Annotated in this window: 16 protein-coding genes and 1 pseudogene; 11 read left to right on the forward strand and 6 right to left on the reverse strand. The window is 34.9% G+C overall.

What is annotated here, in order from left to right:
• The first annotated feature begins 13 nt into the window (after nucleotides 1-13).
• The 3 genes from Q5794_RS27325 to Q5794_RS27335 all read left to right on the forward strand — a co-directional run bounded on the left by Q5794_RS27325 (nucleotide 14) and on the right by Q5794_RS27335 (nucleotide 3,372).
• Entirely contained in the window at nucleotides 14-2,092 is a 2,079-nt protein-coding gene (locus Q5794_RS27325) for a sigma-54-dependent Fis family transcriptional regulator (RefSeq protein WP_214988662.1), read from the forward strand.
• A 361-nt stretch (nucleotides 2,093-2,453) separates the two neighbouring features.
• Nucleotides 2,454-2,702: a hypothetical protein gene (locus Q5794_RS27330; RefSeq protein WP_214988664.1), complete on the forward strand. Its 249-nt coding sequence runs from the start codon at nucleotides 2,454-2,456 to the stop codon at nucleotides 2,700-2,702.
• Between the two features lie 337 nt (nucleotides 2,703-3,039).
• Entirely contained in the window at nucleotides 3,040-3,372 is a 333-nt protein-coding gene (locus tag Q5794_RS27335; RefSeq protein WP_214988666.1) for a hypothetical protein, read from the forward strand.
• A gap of 271 nt (nucleotides 3,373-3,643) precedes the next feature.
• Here Q5794_RS27335 and Q5794_RS27340 read toward each other — a convergent pair whose 3' ends face one another.
• Entirely contained in the window at nucleotides 3,644-3,940 is a 297-nt protein-coding gene (locus Q5794_RS27340) for a hypothetical protein (protein WP_214988668.1), read from the reverse strand.
• Nucleotides 3,941-4,446: 506 nt separating this feature from the next.
• Between Q5794_RS27340 and Q5794_RS27345 the strand changes: the two genes are divergently transcribed.
• The 4 genes and pseudogenes from Q5794_RS27345 (at nucleotide 4,447) to Q5794_RS27360 (ending at nucleotide 7,347) form a co-directional block, all read left to right on the forward strand.
• Entirely contained in the window at nucleotides 4,447-4,722 is a 276-nt protein-coding gene (locus Q5794_RS27345; RefSeq protein WP_214988669.1) for a GlsB/YeaQ/YmgE family stress response membrane protein, read from the forward strand.
• A gap of 30 nt (nucleotides 4,723-4,752) precedes the next feature.
• Nucleotides 4,753-4,878 carry a hypothetical protein gene (locus tag Q5794_RS27350; RefSeq protein ID WP_285229698.1) on the forward strand — a complete coding sequence of 42 codons (126 nt, stop codon included), beginning with the start codon at nucleotides 4,753-4,755 and terminating at the stop codon, nucleotides 4,876-4,878.
• Between the two features lie 380 nt (nucleotides 4,879-5,258).
• Nucleotides 5,259-5,738, forward strand: coding sequence for a site-2 protease family protein (locus tag Q5794_RS27355; RefSeq protein ID WP_374989306.1), 480 nt, complete (start codon nucleotides 5,259-5,261; stop codon nucleotides 5,736-5,738).
• A gap of 934 nt (nucleotides 5,739-6,672) precedes the next feature.
• Nucleotides 6,673-7,347, forward strand: a pseudogene (locus Q5794_RS27360) (SOS response-associated peptidase).
• A gap of 182 nt (nucleotides 7,348-7,529) precedes the next feature.
• Here Q5794_RS27360 and Q5794_RS27365 read toward each other — a convergent pair.
• The gene (locus Q5794_RS27365) at nucleotides 7,530-8,237 is read right to left on the reverse strand and encodes an IS6 family transposase (RefSeq protein ID WP_374989273.1); all 708 of its coding nucleotides are present in this window, start codon (nucleotides 8,235-8,237) and stop codon (nucleotides 7,530-7,532) included.
• Nucleotides 8,238-8,367: 130 nt separating this feature from the next.
• Between Q5794_RS27365 and Q5794_RS27370 the strand changes: the two genes are divergently transcribed.
• Both Q5794_RS27370 and Q5794_RS27375 read left to right on the forward strand, forming a co-directional pair.
• Nucleotides 8,368-8,904, forward strand: coding sequence for a transposase (locus Q5794_RS27370; protein WP_374989307.1), 537 nt, complete (start codon nucleotides 8,368-8,370; stop codon nucleotides 8,902-8,904).
• Nucleotides 8,905-9,361: 457 nt separating this feature from the next.
• Complete coding sequence (locus tag Q5794_RS27375; protein WP_374989308.1) at nucleotides 9,362-10,975, forward strand: C40 family peptidase; 1,614 nt, start codon at nucleotides 9,362-9,364, stop codon at nucleotides 10,973-10,975.
• Nucleotides 10,976-11,101: 126 nt separating this feature from the next.
• Here Q5794_RS27375 and Q5794_RS27380 read toward each other — a convergent pair whose 3' ends face one another.
• Nucleotides 11,102-11,311: a hypothetical protein gene (locus Q5794_RS27380; RefSeq protein WP_374989309.1), complete on the reverse strand. Its 210-nt coding sequence runs from the start codon at nucleotides 11,309-11,311 to the stop codon at nucleotides 11,102-11,104.
• A gap of 377 nt (nucleotides 11,312-11,688) precedes the next feature.
• A complete protein-coding gene (locus Q5794_RS27385) occupies nucleotides 11,689-12,522 on the reverse strand; it encodes a hypothetical protein (RefSeq protein ID WP_374989310.1) in 834 nt (277 codons plus the stop codon).
• A 744-nt stretch (nucleotides 12,523-13,266) separates the two neighbouring features.
• Here Q5794_RS27385 and ltrA point away from each other — a divergent pair.
• Together ltrA and guaC are read left to right on the forward strand one after the other, a co-directional pair.
• Nucleotides 13,267-14,916 carry a group II intron reverse transcriptase/maturase gene (gene ltrA / locus Q5794_RS27390; RefSeq protein WP_374989311.1) on the forward strand — a complete coding sequence of 550 codons (1,650 nt, stop codon included), beginning with the start codon at nucleotides 13,267-13,269 and terminating at the stop codon, nucleotides 14,914-14,916.
• A gap of 303 nt (nucleotides 14,917-15,219) precedes the next feature.
• Nucleotides 15,220-16,203 carry a GMP reductase gene (gene guaC / locus Q5794_RS27395; RefSeq protein ID WP_374989312.1) on the forward strand — a complete coding sequence of 328 codons (984 nt, stop codon included), beginning with the start codon at nucleotides 15,220-15,222 and terminating at the stop codon, nucleotides 16,201-16,203.
• Nucleotides 16,204-16,672: 469 nt separating this feature from the next.
• Here the strand turns inward: guaC and Q5794_RS27400 are convergent, their stop codons facing one another.
• Together Q5794_RS27400 and Q5794_RS27405 are read right to left on the reverse strand one after the other, a co-directional pair.
• Entirely contained in the window at nucleotides 16,673-17,674 is a 1,002-nt protein-coding gene (locus Q5794_RS27400) for a DUF3231 family protein (protein ID WP_214989333.1), read from the reverse strand.
• 46 nt (nucleotides 17,675-17,720) lie between these two features.
• Nucleotides 17,721-18,185: a hypothetical protein gene (locus tag Q5794_RS27405; protein ID WP_214989334.1), complete on the reverse strand. Its 465-nt coding sequence runs from the start codon at nucleotides 18,183-18,185 to the stop codon at nucleotides 17,721-17,723.
• Between the last annotated feature and the right edge of the window lie 259 nt (nucleotides 18,186-18,444).

Below are 18,444 nucleotides of genomic sequence, written 5' to 3' on the forward strand. Positions count from 1 at the left end.
TAAGGAGAAAAGAATGAAAAAACCCACTATACTTCTTGTGACTATCAGTAAAAAAGTATGCAAAACATTTGAAGAAAATTTAAGAATGTTTTTTGGCTCAAAAATCTATATTGAGACATGTTATGAATCTCTACAATTAAATAAAGAAATGATCAATAAAGCTGATTTAGTTATATTATCAAGTCCATTGCTTGAAGATACTATTAAAGCATTGAAGCCCAACATTCCTGTTATGCTTGCTAGACGTTCTATCCGAATTGCGAAGCTAGAGCCACTTCTAGATTTGGCTCCTCAAACAAAAATTTTATTGGTTACTAATTATGTACAGAATGTTAGGGAGTCTATTGATCTCCTGCATGCGTTTGGTTTCGGTCATTTAACATTAATTCCTTATGTACCCGGGGTTACAAATGCCAAAGAGGCTGACAATTTCGAACTGGCTATTACACTTGGACAAGTTGAGTTGGTACCTAAGCATATAAAGAAAATTATTGATTTAGAGAACCGACCTATTGATTTAACCACTATGCTCGATATTGCTCGTCTTTTAAATTTATCTTTAGAAAAAGCTCATTTTTATACAGCAGAATTCTTTAGAGATTTTGTGAAAATGGGAAGGAATTTATCATTATCTATCCAGAATGAGAAAGAACTAACGCAAAAATTAGAATCTATTTTAAATGCAGTGCACGAAGGAATTATAGGACTAGACGAAAAAGGATTTATTACGTTAATTAATGAAGATGCTCATCGAATTCTACAGCTTCCTTCTATAAATTGTATTGGAAAACATTACAGTGAGGTTATACCTAATTTTCAGATTAGTGAGAATTTAGGTGAACAAAAAGAACAACTGGATAGCATATTTCAAATAAATAACCGATCATTGCTGGTTTCAAAAGTCCCCTTAACCTTTAATCAAAAACTTATAGGACTTGTAATTACGTTTCAAGATGTAACAAGGGTTCAAAGAATGGAGCAAGAAATTAGACGGAAAAGTACAGAGTTAGGTCTAACAACGAAATACTCATTTGACAATATTATTGGAAACAGCCATTTGATTGTATCTGCCAAACAGAAAGCAAGTCGCCTCGCCAAAAGTGATTATACAGTTTTGATTACTGGAGAAAATGGGACAGGAAAAGAAGTGTTTGCTCAAGCAATACATAATAGCTCTGAAAGGAAGGAAGGCCCATTTGTAGCAGTAAACTTTGCGGGATTAACTGAAACATTAATAGAAAGTGAATTATTTGGTTATGAGGGTGGAGCGTTTACGGGTGCTAAAAAGGAAGGGAAAATGGGGTTATTTGAACTTGCTCATAATGGAACTATTTTCATGGATGAAATAGGAGACGCCTCCTTAAGTATTCAAGCATCTCTTTTGCGGGTTCTTCAGGAACGCCAGGTAATGCGTGTGGGCGGTCATAAAGTTATACCGATTAATCTACGAGTAATTGCTGCAACCAATAAAAACTTACAGGAAATGATTAAGGAAGGCACGTTTAGAGAAGATTTATATTACCGTCTCAACGTCTTACCACTAAACATTCCACCACTTCGAGAAAGAAAAGAAGATTTATTTACACTAATAGACTTCTTTTTTAAGTTAAATAAGAAAAATTTAGTATTTGACTCAGATGTAAAAAATCTTTTAATAAATTATAATTGGCCAGGAAATATACGTGAACTTGAAAATTTCATTCATTATTTAATGGTTATTGTGGAAGGAAATAAAGTCATTACAGATCATATGCCTGATCAAATTTTGTTATCTCAAGAGACTTCTAATTTAACAGATGATTCATTGTCTGAGGTCGAAGAGGCTATTATTTTTTTAAAAAGAGGCAGTTTCGCAGAAGATTATAAAGCCATATTAAAAATACTAACAATTTATAAAAAGCAAGAAACAAGTGTAGGAAGAGGCATTATACAAGAAATGCTTCCTTATTTCTTGTCTGATTCACAATTGAAACATCGATTATCTATGTTAAATAAGGTTAACTGCATTAAAGTTGGAGTTAGAAAACAAGGTACAGAGATTACAGAGTTAGGTATAGAAGTACTAAGTCGATTTGAAGACTTAATGACTTAATGACTTCCAATGAAAAAAAGGCTGTTATTTCTTTTAAAAAAGAATAAAAACATAATTAAATCATAGCATGGATCATAATCATAAAAATTAAAATTGGCAGGTGACGTAATGCTCTTTCCGTCTGCCTTATTCCAACAATCCACAAACCATTCTACAGTAGTTTTTGTCTCAACTTCGAACAATTGAACAAAAGTTGCCTTTTTTATGGGCCTCTTGTACATATCCAAGTTTTAGAGATTGCAGTTTTTGCATAAAAACATCGATATTTAATTTAATAGGGTTGATTGGCGTATGGAGTAACACTTTTTAAAACGATATAATTCTGAATATACAGAAAATTTTTGAGTAGGGGAGTGGAAGTATGGTTGAAGAAAATAAAAAAATCGAATTTATAAAAATCATATGTGTCTTAAATGGTTTGGCTGAAGGCTTAAATATTATAAAAGGGCAGGAGTATTACGGATTTGAGACTGTCGATGAGTTGGGTTATAACGTTTATACGGAGAACGAAAAAGGAAGATTACCTATTTATATTGGATCATATCCAAAGACATATTTTCAATTAATAGATAATGAAATACATGTTGTAACGTTTGAAAAAAACACCTAACATTTTAGACGGTCCTGCTTTTTCTATAAAGGAAAAGTCAGGTCATTATCTATAACTAGTGAAGGGTCCAATAAAGAAAGCAACATGAAGGGCGTTATTACGCATATAAAGCTTGTATTAACGCGGTAACGTTACTGAATTAGCTACTATTAGATAACGAAGTCGCGATTCTTTAGATACTATGTAGCTACTGCAGTAAGTTTGCCCATCCACTCAAAAAATAACAAAGATTTTATTTAATTGCAATTAAATATTTAAAGAAGGATTTATTTTATTGTTATTGAATCTATACAGGACGTTTTATTTCAAATCTCAATTGCAGAGAGGGGAAATGATCATGGCCATTGGAAGAGAACGGGCGGCAAGGAGTATTTTGGGTCAATCAGGATTGAGGAATAGGAATCCAGACAACGCTACGTTTGATGAAAAAGAAACAAAGCCTCGCACCTCAAATTTTGAAAGAGTTACGACTCCTCGTGAGGGTTCTACTCGAATAGCAAGGATGGCAGAAGAATATAAAGCTGAATATAAAAGAGTAAAAAGAAGAGAACAATTTTTGCAAGACACAATAGATTTATTAAGTGATTGTAATAACAAGCAGTCCGTTAGCGAGTTAAAGGAATTAATTAATTTAGCAAAAGAGCGATTAATAATGTATCAAGGTAAATAGAAATTATTCTTTTTTTTATTACTGATATAGTATAACACTAATACGTTCACATACACATTTGTGTAAGTGCATTTTTGATAGGAGAGAGCAGCCAGTATATGATGGTTGCTCTTTTCGTTTTTAAGGAGATATGATTACATGAAAGATGGTTTAGAGTATTCACTCTGAGAGATGGGTTCAAAGAGAGAAATTAGAATTGATTACGACAAATATGGGCTTTTTCTACAAGTTATGTAAATAAAAAACTATTATAACGAAAGTATTTTACTATTTACTTAACTTTATAGAGTTTCCATATATTTTTCTCTTTATAATCTATATACTTACTCCAACGTTCCCCTTGGTTAATATAATCCTCAAACTTATTATTTTTAACTACAATACAGCCACCACACTCATCTGCGGTCTGTTTTGCAATGGATTGTGTATCAAAGGGAAATGCAACCAATTCATTGTCTGTAAATTCGTAACTGGATATCTCTTTCCTTTTTACGTTTCTACATGATTCATTTACATAATATAACTTACCTAACTTTATAAAATAGTATGGATATTCTTTGTTAGGCAATTTACTTCCCTCCTTTTCTACACCCTTCAATTGCTTTATAAGTGAGTATTAACCTATTATTTGGACTTAAAAACCTAAAATCCTTCTAAAAAAGCCACTCTTTTAGAGTAGCTTCAATTGGGCAAATATTAATTTGTTATGCTACCGAAATAGATACCAAATAGATAATGGAGTCGGAATTCTTTAGATACTATGTAGCTACTAGAGTAAGGTTGCCTGTCCATTTAAAAAATAAAAAAGAGCCTTTACTGCAGTAGGGGAGGAATAGGTAATGATGTAAGATGTGCTTGGTTTTTATATGCTAGGAGTTCTCCTAACGGTTTATTCTTTTTATGAAATGGACGAGACATTAGAAAGTGTCCAAAAGAATAAAAATAGAGGGCAAGCAGGGCTATATGATCTTATGATATAAAGAGAAAAAATTCATCAAGGAAAAAATCAACAGGATTAATGGGTTTTAGCCGGGGGTAAAGTCAACTAACTATTTTATAAGGAGAGAATGATTTATGGGAATTATATGGATGCTAATTGTAGGTGGAATTATCGGCTGGCTCGCTGGTTTACTTACAGGGCGTGACGTTCCTGGAGGTATTATTGGTAATATTATCGCTGGGTTTATCGGTTCTTGGTTAGGTGGTCTTATCTTGGGAAGTTGGGGACCAGTCGTTGGTGGTTTTGCCATCATCCCAGCCATAATTGGATCTATCATTTTAGTACTAATTGTAAGTTTTATTTTACGAAAAATGGGACAAAAAAAGAATCATGGTCATCACGCAAAATAAATTGAAAAACATAAATTGGAGGGACTAAAGATGAGAGAAGAAAGCAAGTCTGTGTTAGATGGTTTTGTTGAAGATAATCAATTCGAATTAGATTCTTACCTTACTTATTTGTTCCATCAACTTAATCATAAGAGCGAAATTCCTTCAGAAGCTTAATGAAAACCCAAATATTTTATTATAAAGAAAAAGAGAAAAAAATAATAAATCAGAGTGTAGCATAAGCGACCTTAGTAACTTGGTTTACGATACATAGGGTCGTTTATTGTTATGGAGAACGTTTAAGAATAAAGTGAAGATGTTCTTCTTTATTGGCCATGCTCAAAGATTATTGATCATTTTCACTACTGCTTTGTTAAAAAACGATTGGCTCTCCCCTTTGATTGGAGCTTTTTCAGAGTGCCAAACGGATGATTGTACATACGATTAAAGAAGATACATCCACTGCTTGCAAAAGTCTTTCCACTATCAAAAAGAATTTATCTACCTTAATAAGCTAGCCATTTAGTAAATCATTTCATAATAAAGGAGATGGAAGTGTGTTTGGATTCAGTGATATGCCTAAATTTTTGTTCTCTTTCTTACTTGTACTACCACTTGTATCTCTTGTTCACCAATTAGGTCATTCTATCATGGCAATCTTTTTCGGAGGGAAAGTGGATTTTACCATTGGAAAAGGAAAAACGATTTTTAAATGGAGGAAAATTAAAATAAAATCTGTTTACTTTTTAGATTCTTTTTGTGTATATGAAAAACTAAAATACGATAACCGATTCACCCATGCTTGTGTCTATGCTGGAGGTGCCATTGCTAATTTAGCTTTTATTTTCCTTATAAATGGATTAGTTATAACTGACCTCCTTTCAGCAAGCCTCTTTTCTTACCAGTTTGTCTATTTTTCTGTTTATTACATTGTTTTTTCGCTATTGCCTATTAAATTTACAGAAACGACTTCCAGCGATGGACGTGCTATTTATGATGCATTGAGATATGGGGAAATAACATGTAACCCTGATTAATAAAGCTGGAATAATGATGTGAAACGATGGGTTTGCAAGCTACATAGGATTCCTTTTTACGTAATAAATTAGATGATAAAAATAAAATTACTTTAAATAATAGGGTTAATTGAGCCATTAGTGTTGATATTGATAAATAATTGATATCAAAAAACCTTCTACTCGTGTCAGGTAGAAGGTCATTTGTGTGATTGAAATGTCATTGTATACCCTGCGAGAAAGGTAACACATTTATTCATTACCAATAAAATCATACTTTAAACAGATTACATAGGGAAACCTTCTATCCTATAGATAGAAGGAAAGATAGAAACATACTATAAGCAAAGATAGATGACTTAGATAACTTTACATTTATTTTTATACCCAGAAGGAAAGAACTTAAACAAATAAAAAGCCCTTCTACTCATAGAGAGTAGAAGGGCACATGGATCACATACTGTTAAAAAAAAAGTTAGTTGATTATAGATTTTAACCGAAAAAATAAAATTCAAACATCTTACATAAAAAAATATCAATATGTAAAATACATTATATTTCTTCTGATGCTAGATGTTGTGCTATTGGCCTTGATTTTTCATGAGATAGTCGAAAAATCAAAGAATATTCCACCAACTGAATATATTAAGTTAGAGTCACTATTGAAAGACGTTTGTATAAGGCATTGGTTATGAATGGCTATTCTATACGAATACAAGTAAAATGTGATTCATATTAAATTAGCTTTGTCATAGATAGGCTTGCGATTGAATTCGATGGAAAAGAGTATCATTCTTTAAGAGCGCAAAAAGCACATGATTGAAAGAAAGGTGCTTATTTGAGGAAATGAGGATATAAAGTAATGCGCATCAGTGGTAGCAGCATTGTAAATTGTATACCTTAAGTTCTAAAGAGAGTTAAAAAAACATTAAATAAAAAAAGAGAAGGTGAGAATATGTGTGGAAGATTTTCTTTAGCAACAGATATATAAAGGCTTCAAGAGCAGTTTAACTTTGAATTTAACGATGAAGTAACAATTAACCCAAGGTTTAATGTGGCTCCCTCCCAACAAATTCTGACAATAGGATCCAATGGTGGAAAAAGAATTGGAATAACGATGAGATGGGGACTAGTACCTTCGTGGTCTAAAGATAGTAAAATTGGATATAAGATGATAAATGCACGAGCTGAAGGTATTGATCAAAAGCCAAGTTTTAAGACACCTTTTAAACGCAAGAGATGTTTAATTGTATGCGATGGGTTTTATGAATGGAAAAAAGAAGGGAAAAACAAGCAACCTTTTCGTTTTGTTATGCAAGATGGCCGGTCATTCGCATTTGCTGGACTTTGGGATGAATGGGATAAAAATGGTGAGCCCCTTTATTCGTGTACAATTATAACCACCACTCCAAATGAAATTACAGAAGAAGTTCATAATAGAATGCCTGTAATTCTTGAAGAAGATGCATATGATTTATGGATGGACTCTAAAATGAATGATACAGAGTATCTTAAATCACTGCTCATTCCTTTTCCTGCGAAAAAGATGAAATCATATCCTGTATCTACAATTGTTAATTCACCGAAAAATGATGTTGCGGATTGTTTAGCTCCGATTAACAGTTTATAGAGTAACAAAGCCCAATTTTCTATGTTTTGTACAATGTTGTTGATATATAATTTCTGTACTCCTAAGGATTGGACGATTATATAAAGCCATGCGAATCGTTGGCAACGGTATTGTAAATTGGGTTCTGGTGCGAAAACCATTTGATAGAGACATAGAACCTACATAGTCTGTTCCATTCCAGATTATGATGAAATTCCAAACAACTTATGTATGAATTCAACTTCATTTTGGGCAGACTTCACCTGTCGGTGAAGTTGTCCTTTTTTCACCATATGCATCACTTCAATGCCACTCAATATAGAAGTAGCCGTTTCATATGACTTAAATCCCAACATAGAACGCACACGTTTCTTAATGAAACGGTGATCTTGTTCCACGATATTATTGAGATATCGAACTTGCCTTATTTGTATGCCTTGAGGCATATGTTTCTCTTCTTTTAACTCTTGAATCGCCACAGGATAGGCTGGGTTTTTGTCCACTGTTATAACACGCGGTTTACAAATATGAGAAGCAGCCAAGGCTTTCTTGAAAAAGCGCTTGGCTGCTTGTTTGTCTCTTGATTTACTTAGATAAAAATCAATGGTATTCCCTTCTGAATCGACCGCACGATATAAATACATCCATTGCCCTTTTACCTTGATATACGTTTCATCAACTCTCCAGGAGTCATTTGTTATCTTAAGGTGATGTCGTACTCTTTCATCTAATTCAGGTCCATATTGATGAACCCAACGCATAATGGTCGTGTGAGCGATAGATAAGCCTCGCTCCTCCATCATTTCCACCAAATCACGAAAACTTAGGTTGTACCGTAGGTACCATCTCACCGTTAGTAAAATAATATCAGGCTGATAATGCTTCCATTTGAACAAACCTTCTTTTTCCATACCGATCACACACCCTTTTTAGACTGATAGTATCAGTATGTCCAAGATTTAGAGATTCATTGCAATTATCTTGAAGTTTTTGCACCAGAACCCTGCTGGACGTTCAGTAGGGTTAACGGTTGGACTACAGATGGCACAACGAGAAATAGCCACAAATATCAAACGATATAAGATGCTTAAAGAAGAACTACATGCATTAGAAAAACAATTGGAAGACCTTGTGCTGACCCTGCCGGGTATTGCTGAAATGCTGACTGTACCTGGTGTTGGGATGGTAACTGTTATTGAACTTTATTCTGAGTTAGGTGATATTAAAAACTTTGAAAATCCACGCCAAATCTTAAAATACGCGGGATTAAATTTACGAGAATCCAGCTCAGGAAAGCATAAAGGACAAATACGAATTACCAAACGAGGAAGGGCTAAATTGAGGGCTTTGCTCTTTCGGACTGTTATGCCCCTTGTTCGACATAATCGAGCCTTTAAGGCTCTGCATCAGTACTATACAACGAGACAAGAAAACCCTTTACGTAAGAAACAATCACTGATTGTACTTTGTGGGAAGTTAGTTCGTGTTCTACATACTGTAGGTCAGAAACAATGTCCATTTGATGAAGAGCGAATGATACGAGATATTCCCCATCTTTCTTTAGCTCTAGGAGCTTAACCTTTGTCCATTAAAAATGAAGCACGGAGTATTTGGGATAAAGCATTTTTCCAGGCATTCGACCTTGCAAACTAGCATTACCAAACTCTATCTCATAGACAGATTGAACGAAGGAATGTAGGCGCTAAGACGCTGAGAGACATGGGAGGTTTCATCACTATGAGGCACATAGAGATCCATTGTGCGACTATATGTATGTCTCCATCTTTTTTTAAAATAATGGAAAAAGAATAGCGAAGCTATTCCCCTTAGTACCAGTTTCTTATAAAAATGAAAATATAAGGTTATAAATGGACATAAAAAATTTTTTATATTTTATTTCCCCCTATAAACCCTTGATATTACTCAATTTATAGAGGGAGATGTTATTAATTAGACAAAAATAGGGGATTTTCACTATTGTATCCAAATTTAATTGTCGAAATAATAGAGAGGTAAACAAAAGGGAGTGAGAAATTTGTCAAAACGGTTACATACATGTTTATTCCTAGGAGTCTTTTTTCTATCCATTTTTCTTGCCAATACAGCCTTTGCGGATGAGGAACTAAGTATTTCAGAAACAGCTCAAAAATATTTGGGTGTTCCTTACCTTACAGACGGTCAAGAACCCAGTCAGGGATTCAGTACAGGTGGACTAGTTCAATATGTCTTTAAAGAAGCTAAAGGTGTAGAGTTACCTTTGTATCCAAGAGAACAATTCAAGCTTGGTAAAGATGTGGACAAGGGAGATCTACAGTCTGGTGATCTCGTCTTTTTTAAAGGGGTAAATACGGATAATGTCACAACTGTTGGCATTTACAATGAAAATAATGAAATTATCATTAGTTCTGTTTCAAAGGGCGTCATAAAGACTGAACTAACAGAGGGAGGCTACTATGATGATAGGTATATTGGTGCTAAACGCCTCGATACTGACAATCTTTACCAAGTCGAATCCCCTCTCTTAAAAGAAGCAATGAAATATGTGGGAGTTAGCTACTCAAGCAATGGAAAGACACCTGATGAGGGCTTTAATTCTGCAGGATTCGTTCAGTATGTATTTGAACAAGCCTTGCATCTTAAACTTCCAGATAACTCTAGTGAACAGTGGAGTTTAGGACAAACCATATCAAAGGAAAATCTTCAGCCTGGTGACGTCCTTTTCTTTAAAAATACGGATACAGGAGATATTACAACCACAGCTTTTTATCTAGGAAATGGACAAATGATTTACAGTTCACCTTCAGAAGGCATCACACCGATTGATTTTGAAGATTCTTCTTATTGGAATGGTCGTTTTTATGGAGCTAAACGAATAACAGAAGTTCCAGATATTGATCGTGAAGATCCACTAATCACTGAGGCTTTGAAGTACATGGGAGTACCTTATGTCCAAGGTGGTAAAACACCAACTGGATTTGATTGTTCTGGATTTACAAAATATGTGTATGAAAAAGCAATGGGAATTTACTTGCCTGCGGCACCTGAACAGCAATGGGAGCTAGGTACACCTGTTGAAAAGAAAGATATTCAAGTAGGCGATCTAGTATTCTTTCAAGATACGCATCGTCCAGGCATATCTCATGTGGGGATATATGCAGGACACAATCAAATGATACACGCCTCAAGAACTGATACAGCAGAGGTGAGAATCAATTACTTGTCCTATAATTTCTATACAGAAAAATTCGCTGGTATTAGACGAATGAATAATCTTGTCATTCCTAAGAATATCCCAGTTGTTAAAGAAGCAACAGACCTTCTAAATGTTCCTTACCAATCAGGGGGTACATCACCGGAAGGATTTGATACTGGTGGGTTTGTCCAATATGTTTATAAACAAGTAGGCATCGATTTACCTCGTTATGGGAAAGACATGCTTCAAAAAGGAACAGAAGTGAAAGAAGAGGATTTACAACCAGGTGACCTTATATTCTTTGAATCCAATAGCATCATCCCTGCCATCTATGTTGGAAATGGACAAATTGCAGTGGTTTCAAGAAACGAAGGAGTTCGAATTGTTAATTATAAAGTGAGCTCTTATTGGAAATCCATTTATTATGGTGCCAGACACATTAACATCGGAGAGTAAATCATTCCTCATCATCACTTTAATTATGTGATGGTGAGGAATTTTGGTTCTGGTGCAAAAATTTCAAGACAATTGTAAGTAACACCTAATTGACAAGTGTTTTTCTTAACTCTTTAAGTTATATGTTTAAAATGAAAAGGACTTAATTTTTGAGATCTTAACATCTTGAATGAATACCCTTTCCTTTGTTGATATATCTAATTTAGCTAACTTTACAATTTTATCTGAATCTTTAACAGATTTTATAATGACAGAGCCATTAACTGTTTTATTATTTTTTAATACCGAGTAGTCTACCCTAAACATTTTTAGTTTTTCTGTCTTGTTTTTTGACATGATAATTACCTCTTCTTTGTAGTTCTCATATCATTATACTTGGTTTAGTGTATATTTCTATATGTGTTATAAAGGAGTATTTGTAACATTTATATATTAATTACTGTTTATTACAAAGTAATAAAGTATTGGAGAAATAAATAATCTAAGCATCAAAAAAACAGAAAACTATCCTCATGTCCAGTAGTTTTTTCGAGTGGAGGTAGTTTTTTTCTGTTTTTTCGACTTTATACAATGATGCCTCACGGCGTCTTGGGTAGTTTGCTCAATAGAATATAAATTATTCATATAGAAAGAACCTACCTTACAGGTAGGTTCTTTCTGTTTTATAACAAGGATGATTGACGAATAACTCACAGAGATAGCGTCTTTTTTAGTTATTTACTAACTTCCACTACGAATGGAACTGTAAAGACTTTGTTACTGCGCTGAAACTCTCCCCAAATTTTATAGACGCCAGGTGAAGGAAATGTTGTATGGAACATAGCATCAGGTCCTTTCGCCTTTTCATCCATCGGGTGTACATGCAGATATTTTGTTGCGTCTTGATTTAGAATGACAACGTGGCCTACAGCTCCAAGGTATGGTTGTAAATCCTGAATAGGCTGTTTGGCTTGAGCGTCTTCAAAATGAAAATTTAGCATGGTTTCTTGATTCGCTTTTACCTGGTTATCTATTTTAAGAGACACTTGATTCCCATTCATAGTTTTTACTAATGTCTTATCAGGTGTAAGGCTAACAGGAGCTGGTGTATTTCCTTTAACAGAAACCGTATGCATTTGAACCGTATCCGATTGTCCTTTCGGTACAAAATCAGCAATTAACTGAAATGATCCGCCCTGAGGAAACGTAACAGGCACTGTGAACACACCATTTCCCTTATAAGTAGGATGGATGTGTTGATATTTTGACAAGTCTTTGCTTGCAACAATCAGATGCATTTTCTTTTCGTGATTTACCTCAAATTCGGAAATAGGCTTCCCTTTATTATCTTTGATTGTGATTGTTAACTGGTTGGTTGTATTAGCCTGAGGATAATGATCAAACTTCCAATCGGTTTGTACTGCAACTTGTTGTTTTTCTTTTGAAGAATTGTTATGGTCCATGTTTGCCATGTCGTGTTTCATCTGCTTATATTCAGACTCCTTATTACATGCTACCAAAGCAAACATAGTTAAAAGAGATACTACGACAAATAGTAACTTTTTCATATATACACCCTTTCATTGTAATAAGTACTGCTGTCCACTATTTATATCAAATAGATGTGGAGAAACTGTGCAGACCTATCCATACAAGTATAGCCTCTATACTCAAAAACAGGATTAAGCAACTACCGATAAGGTACATTATGGCGCGACAAGAAGTCGCTTTCTTACAGTGTAGCTAACGCTACTCATCTAGACGCAAAGGTGATCTCTGTCCGAAACGGCATGCTTGGTAACGAGCCTGTCGGTTGCATGAGGAGATGCGGAAACAGAGGACAAATGCATGGTCCAGAATAATGCTAGGAGAAGATAGGTATGGTAAACGAAAGTGAAGGTTTGTAAGCTTCGTAAGCGTTAGCTCAAGATAATGCATAGCTTTGCTTGGGTCTTGGCAAGAGGAAAAGTAGAATCATAATGCTGCTCTGATGCGTCCCGCATCTTGCCCGGAGTAAAGAACCTACCTACCCCTATTGCATCTGTAGAAAGTGGAACTTGGTAAGCCCTATGTCATCTGCATAAGCAGTAGGATGACTGCAAAGTCAAACGATGTGACAGAGGGTATGGGATATGAGAAAAAGCGAAAGCCGTTACCCTGAAAAGGGACAGGAAATCAAGAACATTGTATAACTGGACGGATACTGTCGTCTTTACAGACAATGACAGGCTCGAAAGAGCGCCTACTTCTCATTGGTCTTCAACACGAAAATAAATTTGTGGCTATCTTCTAACGAAAAGGAGCGTGCTGTTATGAATACCTCTCTACGAGCGTCGGCGCACGTCTCGCATAAAGGTTGGTACTCTATTGATTGGAATACTATACAACAATATGTAACGAAGTTACGACAAAGAATTTATCGTGCCGAACAACAAAATCAACGAAGAAGAGTAAGGAAACTTCAACGTTTACTCCTCCGGAGTAAAGCCAATTTATTACTCTCCATTCGCAGAGTGACGCAACAAAATACCGGTAAGCGAACACCTGGTGTAGACGGCTATACGGCCTCACAACCAAACGAACGTATCAAACTGTATCAACAACTACTAAGACGGAATGTTTTTCAGCATCGCCCAAAGCCAGCGAAACGAACGTTTATCGCTAAGACGAATGGGAAACTAAGACCTCTTGGTATCCCGACGATACGAGATCGGGTTTATCAAAATGTCGTAAAGAACGCACTAGAACCGCAATGGGAAGTCAGGTTCGAGGCCAGTTCCTACGGTTTCCGCCCTAAAAGAAGCACTCATGATGCCATCAGCAATCTCTTTAACAAGCTCAATACGAATAGTAAGAAAAAGTGGGTGTTTGAAGGAGATTTCCAAGGGTGTTTCGACCATCTCAACCATAATTGGATAAGTAAACAAACATCTATGTTTCCAGGAAACACGCTGATTGGAAGGTGGCTCAAGATGGGATATATGGAGCAAGGTATGTTTCACAACACAAGGGAAGGAAGTCCCCAAGGAAGTGTAGCTTCTCCCCTTCTAGCTAATATAGCGCTAGATGGAATGGAAAAAGAGATTGGTATTGTTTACCGAAAGACATACAAATCAGGCACGGGCTACAAGATTGATCCAAAGTGTAAGATGGGACGTGTCGCTTACGCAGATGACTTCGTCATCGTAACGGAAACTAATGAGCAAGCTCAGCTTATGTATCAAAAGTTGACTCCTTATTTAAAAAGGCGCGGGATTAAATTGAGTGTTGATAAAACAAAAGTAACGCATATCGAGAATGGGTTTGATTTTCTCGGTTTCTCACTTCGTCAATACAAGACTGAGCAAGGAAATAAGTTATTGATCAAACCTAGCAAAGACAGCATCAAAAAAGCAAAAGGTAAGATAAAAGATACGTTCGCAGTGATGCGAGGACGACCAGCAAAAGAAATCATACGTGTCTTAAACCCTATTATTCGTGGTTACGGACAGTATTGGAAGCATGTCGTATCAAAAAAGACGTTTGGGTATATGGACAATTATGTTTTCTTGAAAATAAGAAAACACCTTAGACAATTGCATCCAAAGAAGTCGTGGAAGTGGATTCGAGAGCGTTATTTTAAGAAACCCCACCACGGAGGAAATGATAGATGGATTCTCACATGTCCACTTACCAATATCCAATTGTTAAAGATGTCTTGGATTAAAATAGAGCGTCATGTGATGATAGCCTATAAAAACAGCCCAGATGATCCTAGTCTAAAAGAATATTGGGAAAAGCGAGACCGTAAGGTCTTTAATAGTGAAAATACGCTAGACAGGATGAAACTCGCAAGAAAGCAAGGATATCGTTGTGCAATGTGTAAGTACCCTCTACAAAATGGAGAAAAGGTTACTGTACGAAATCTAGAAGTTTCTACAGGTAAAGCCGTTAAATTGGTACATGTACCTTGTATTAAATAAAAGAGTTGTTTGGATAAAAAGAAGGCTTGAGCCGTATGACGGGAAATCTGTCACGTACGGTTCTTAGGGGGAGGGCATTCGTGAGAGTGCCTTCCTACCCGACTCAATTAAAGACGAATATATGTTGCTTTTATCCTTTCAGTTAATCCTATTAGGACCAATCTTATGTAAATAATTAAACTGTTCCTACAGCATAAATAAACTAAAACTTTGCCATACTTATAAACGTGAGTTATATGAACATTGCACAAACCTTAAAGATTTTTCGATGTGTTGATATTCGTTTTTTTAGGAGTGTAACTTATGGAAAATGTATTTGATTACGAAGATATTCAACTAATTCCGGCTAAATCTGTAGTAAATAGTCGAACTGAGTGTGATACAACTATAACATTTGGAGGGCGTACATTTAAATTGCCTGTCGTACCTGCCAACATGCAGACTATTATAGATGAAAAAATTTCAGTTTACTTAGCCGAGAACGGTTACTTTTATGTAATGCATCGTTTTCAACCAGAGAAGAGACTATCTTTTATTAAAGATATGAAAGTACGTGGCTTATTCGCATCTATTAGTGTTGGAGTAAAAGAAGAAGAATATAAATTCATACACCAATTAGCAGAAGAACAACTGGCACCTGAATACATAACGATTGATATTGCACATGGTCATTCCAATGCAGTGATACAGATGATTCAGCATATCAAAAAACACTTACCTAATAGTTTTGTTATTGCGGGAAACGTGGGAACTCCAGAAGCAGTGAGGGAATTAGAGCGTGCTGGTGCTGATGCGACAAAAATAGGTATTGGACCTGGAAAGGTATGTATCACAAAAATTAAAACTGGATTTGGAACAGGTGGTTGGCAATTAGCAGCCCTTCGCTGGTGTGCAAAGGCAGCAAGCAAGCCTATAATTGCAGATGGGGGTATTCGTACTCATGGTGATATTGCGAAATCAATTAGATTTGGTGCATCTATGATCATGATTGGTTCACTATTTGCTGGGCATGAAGAATCTCCCGGAGAATCTGTTGAGAAAGATGGAAAGCTTTATAAAGAATACTTTGGCTCAGCTTCAGAATTCCAAAAAGGTGAAAAGAGAAATGTAGAAGGAAAAAAAATGTTCGTAGAACACAAAGGTTCTTTAAAAGATACTCTGGCAGAAATGGAACAGGATCTTCAATCTTCTATTTCTTATGCAGGAGGAAATAAGTTAGAGGCCATCCGTAATGTTGATTATGTTATTGTCAAAAATTCCATTTTTAACGGGGATAAGACATATTAACAATTTTCACATTGCTTAATTCATCTTACTCCATTATCTACTTGACTAGGGGAAGATTAATATATAAGAAGTTAGCATATAGCTAACTTCTTTTGTTTTTGAATAGGAAACTTGAAAGGGAAGGACAATCAGTGAAAATAGAGATGGCTTGGTTCTTTAAGGATTCTCTTTTATATTGAGTAAATAATAAAATATTTTACGAAAAGTATAAGTTTTAATATTTACTTCAAATGTAGACAAATAGCGAAGTTATTTAATAAACAATAAAGTCCTTTAAAAATATATACATTTTGTGTATTGCTCTTATTTTACTAAAGTAAACAGATTAATTGAAGAAGGAGTAGAAAAAGTAGCGATTAAGATTAGTTAAATATTAGACATTACAATATACGATACTTTATCTAACTGAAACAATACAAGCTCTCATAAATAGTAAGGAGAACTTGTATTGTTTTAATAATTATCTTGATTATTTAGTTAAATCGTTCCTATCCTGCATTTGTGGTGGCTCTTCAAGCCAACCATTTTTCGCCATAATTTTTCCACCGTCCTGCCCATAAGTTAATATGTCTTTTGCTTCACTAACCATTTTTAATGGGAGGTCACTTCGTAAACTAAATGCTGTTCCTAAAGCACTGCTTCCTAAACCAAAGCTACAAAACAGACTGGTACAGTACATCATTAGTTTATCTGAAAAAGGAGCTACTTTTGAGTCTGTTGCATTTGCCCCCCATGTTGAAGGTGGTTGAATATCACTTTGAAGAAATAATTGCGTATTTTCAGTTACAATTTTTTTTGCTAATTCTTTTCCTTTTATGAAGTATTTCTTTACTTCAGGTTTATTTGCTACTTGCGCGAACCCCGTTATCAATTGCATTCCAATAATATTTGATTCAATTGAATGATATAAATGTGCTACTTCCACTGTATTCAATGCTCGCTTTTCAGAAAATAAGTTGAAACCACTCATATAACTGGTTCCCTCTACAAACTCCACAGACTTTGGCATAGTCACTGCAGGAGGACGTGGTAAAACATCTTTCTCTTGCAAATAATCCACGCATTCATCATAAACACTTTGGGTAAATGCAGTTAATTCCTTATAAAGAAGAATGATATCTTTGCGATATGCCATATTTAGATGAAGCGTATGTAATCCCATGCTTATTTCTTTGACAAGACGAAGAAACATAATATCAAACATGTTGTCATACAGCTTAGGTACACCAATATTAACATCTTGCTCTGTGTATCCGACAGGAATGGCAGCACCTTCATTTTTGAGGATAGCTTTTATATCTTCAAGATAGTTAATGATTTTCATATGAGTATCTTGCATAATCTCTTTAGCTCGATTGTCATCGGCTTGTTCTATAAAATATTCAAGCATTCTCTGTGTCATTGTTTTTTCCTGATAGGTCATCCACAATGTTCCTAATTCACTTGAAGTTAAAGCCTGTTTTTGAGACATGATATAAACCTCCATTTTTTATATTTACTATAAACAATAACTACTTTCATTCAACCTTCAATCGCATAACCATACTCCTGATAAAATTCCCAATCAAAAAACCCGGAATTAAAAACAAAATTGGAAGCCACACAGGTCCAAATAATATTTGTCCTAATTTTAGTGAGGGAGAGTACATAAGCCCAATTGTTACAAAATAAGCCCCAAATACAAAAGGGAGATATGAATAAGGAGGAGTCTCTCCTTTTGCATCTTTATATGCATCCCACATAGTAAACATATATAGACAAGGATAGAACATCAGCCATTGGTAATTTGTTGCTTCGATTGCTTCTCTAATGTTTCCTTGAAAGCTATGCATAATCACCATGTTAAAATGACTATTAACATTAACGAGGAACTCTAACAAAAGAAAAACTATACCTTTAACAAATTTTCTGTTTAATAACTGAGCAAATCCTGGGAGAGCTATACTCCACAGAATAGCTTCTAACTTATCAGTCATAATCATATTGTCCTTATTATTAGTTATAAATTTAATGTTTACTACAAGAGAAGAATTATACAATAAATGGATTTGTTTTTCAGTTCTTGTTCAACTAAAGGGATGCTTTAGTTGAACAAGAATTAAACAACTTTTTATCATTCTAGTAAGACGGAATAGTTAGAACTCAGTAAAATTAAAAAGCCTTACTACACTTTCTTTTGTAGTAAGGATCTCAATATTTGATTTAAAAATTAAACGTCTTTATTATCTCTATACAATAAAT

This window comes from Priestia megaterium (assembly GCF_041941685.1).
Taxonomy (GTDB): Bacteria; Bacillota; Bacilli; order Bacillales; family Bacillaceae_H; genus Priestia; species Priestia megaterium_C.

Bases quoted from the DNA above. Each gene is read 5' to 3' on its own strand.
- Q5794_RS27325 (WP_214988662.1), top strand. From the start codon at position 14: ATGAAAAAACCCACTATACTTCTTGTGACTATCAGTAAAAAAGTATGC.
- Q5794_RS27330 (WP_214988664.1), top strand. From the start codon at position 2,454: ATGGTTGAAGAAAATAAAAAAATCGAATTTATAAAAATCATATGTGTC.
- Q5794_RS27335 (WP_214988666.1), top strand. From the start codon at position 3,040: ATGGCCATTGGAAGAGAACGGGCGGCAAGGAGTATTTTGGGTCAATCA.
- Q5794_RS27345 (WP_214988669.1), top strand. From the start codon at position 4,447: ATGGGAATTATATGGATGCTAATTGTAGGTGGAATTATCGGCTGGCTC.
- Q5794_RS27350 (WP_285229698.1), top strand. From the start codon at position 4,753: ATGAGAGAAGAAAGCAAGTCTGTGTTAGATGGTTTTGTTGAAGATAAT.
- Q5794_RS27365 (WP_374989273.1), bottom strand. From the start codon at position 8,237: ATGGAAAAAGAAGGTTTGTTCAAATGGAAGCATTATCAGCCTGATATT.
- Q5794_RS27370 (WP_374989307.1), top strand. From the start codon at position 8,368: ATGGCACAACGAGAAATAGCCACAAATATCAAACGATATAAGATGCTT.
- Q5794_RS27380 (WP_374989309.1), bottom strand. From the start codon at position 11,311: ATGTCAAAAAACAAGACAGAAAAACTAAAAATGTTTAGGGTAGACTAC.
- Q5794_RS27385 (WP_374989310.1), bottom strand. From the start codon at position 12,522: ATGAAAAAGTTACTATTTGTCGTAGTATCTCTTTTAACTATGTTTGCT.
- ltrA (WP_374989311.1), top strand. From the start codon at position 13,267: ATGAATACCTCTCTACGAGCGTCGGCGCACGTCTCGCATAAAGGTTGG.
- guaC (WP_374989312.1), top strand. From the start codon at position 15,220: ATGGAAAATGTATTTGATTACGAAGATATTCAACTAATTCCGGCTAAA.
- Q5794_RS27400 (WP_214989333.1), bottom strand. From the start codon at position 17,674: ATGTCTCAAAAACAGGCTTTAACTTCAAGTGAATTAGGAACATTGTGG.
- Q5794_RS27405 (WP_214989334.1), bottom strand. From the start codon at position 18,185: ATGATTATGACTGATAAGTTAGAAGCTATTCTGTGGAGTATAGCTCTC.